This window comes from Nonomuraea sp. NPDC050783 (genome assembly GCF_040802095.1).
GTDB lineage: Bacteria > Actinomycetota > Actinomycetes > Streptosporangiales > Streptosporangiaceae > Nonomuraea.
Genome location: NZ_JBFAHK010000065.1, coordinates 1 through 1,703, shown reverse-complemented (window position 1 = coordinate 1,703; position 1,703 = coordinate 1). Strand labels below are relative to the sequence as shown.

General features: G+C 71.0%; 1 protein-coding gene. It reads left to right on the top strand.

Annotation, left to right across the window (positions count from 1 at the left end; all coding sequences use genetic code 11):
* Nucleotides 1-121 precede the first annotated feature (121 nt).
* Entirely contained in the window at nt 122-1,645 is a 1,524-nt protein-coding gene (locus tag AB0H75_RS50145; protein WP_367809182.1) for an IS1182 family transposase, read from the top strand.
* The last annotated feature ends 58 nt before the right edge of the window (nt 1,646-1,703 follow it).

Here is a 1,703-nt window from a genome sequence, read left to right as displayed (position 1 = left end):
CTAGGACTGTCCTGAAGATCTCGGTGGTCTGGTCAGGGAGAGTTTCGGGATTCAGACTCGGGTCATGATGGGCCGTCGGAGGGTTCCGGCCGGGCCTGAGGTATGGGCCGTGTGCCGGGAGATGATCCCTGCCGGGAGCGTGTTCGCGTTCCTGGCCGAACACCGGCGGGTGTTGTTCCCGTCGCAGGCGTTCGCGGACATGTATGCGCCGGTCAACGGGCGTCCGTCGGTGCCGCCGGGGCTGCTGGCCACGGTCGTGGTGCTGCAGTCCTTGCAGGGATTGTCCGATGAGGAGGCGGTCGGAGCGCTGCGGTTCGATCTGCGGTGGAAGGCCGCCTGCGGGCTGGGCCTGTATGACCAGGGCTTCGATCCGTCGCTGCTGACCTACTTCAGGCGCCGGCTGGCCCGCTCATCAGAGCCGGACCGCATCTTCGGCATCGTCCGCGCGGTGGTGGAGCAGACCGGGGTGCTGGCAGGCCGGACGCGGCGGGCGCTGGATTCGGCGGTGCTGCTGGATGCGGTCGCCACCCAGGACACCATCACTCAGTTGATCGCCGCGATCCGCCGGGTGGCCCGTCAGGTGCCCGGCGCGAGCGCGCTGGTGGCGGCGCACTGCCACGCCTGCGACTACACCGGCCCGGGCAAGCCAAGGATCGCCTGGGACGACGAGGAGGCCAAGAGCGCCCTGGTCAGTGGGCTGGTCACGGACGCGCTCGCCCTGCTCGACCACCTGGCCGGGCAGGAACTGGACGAGAGTGCCGAGCACGCGGTCGGCCTGCTGGCCCTCATCGCCGGCCAGGATGTCGAGCCTGTTGACGGCTCCGACGGCACCGACGGGCGGTGGCGGATCGCCCGCCGCACCGCACCTGATCGGATCATCTCCACCGTCGATGTGGAGGCCCGCCACATCCACAAGAGCCAGGAGCAACGCGACGACGGTTATAAGGCTCACCTGGCTGTGGAGCCGGAGACCGGCCTGTTCACCGCCGTCGCCCTGCGCCCCGGCGCCGGCGCCGCCCACCATGAGGCCACCGTCGCGCCCGGCCTGCTCACCGCCGAGCGCGGGCCACTGCAGATCCTGGCCGATGCCGCCTATGCTGCCGCCGACCTGCGTGCCGCCCTCACCGATGCCGGGCACCGGCTGCTGATCAAGCCGCCCGCGCTCAAGCCCGCCGTGATCGGCGGATTCACCCTGGACGACTTCGCGATCGACACCGCCGCCGGCACGGTCACCTGCCCCGCTGGGCACACCGTCCCGCTCGCCGCACCAGGTGGCCGCTACCAGCAACGCCGCGCCACCTTCACCGGCCTGTGCGCCGCCTGCCCGCTGCGCGAGCGGTGCACCACCGCCAAGACCGGCCGCGTGCTCACCATCCGCCCGCACCACCACCTGCAGGCCGCCGCCCGCCACCAGGCCGCCACCGACCCCGCCTGGCAAGACGACTACCGCCGCTGGCGGCCCATGGTCGAACGCGCCGTCGCCTGGCTCGTCGCCCGAGGCAACCGCCGCCTGCACTACCGCGGCACCGCCGCCAACGACCACTGGCTCCACCACCGCGCCGCCGCCCTCAACCTCCGCCGCCTGGTCAACCTCGGACTCACCCATACCAACGGCATCTGGACACTCGTCCCGATCACTGCATAGCAAGAGGGTGAGCCGGCTCATGCCGACTCACCCAACAAGATCTTCAGGACAGTCCTAG

Bases quoted from the DNA above. Each gene is read 5' to 3' on its own strand.
- AB0H75_RS50145 (WP_367809182.1), top strand. From the start codon at position 122: ATGATCCCTGCCGGGAGCGTGTTCGCGTTCCTGGCCGAACACCGGCGG.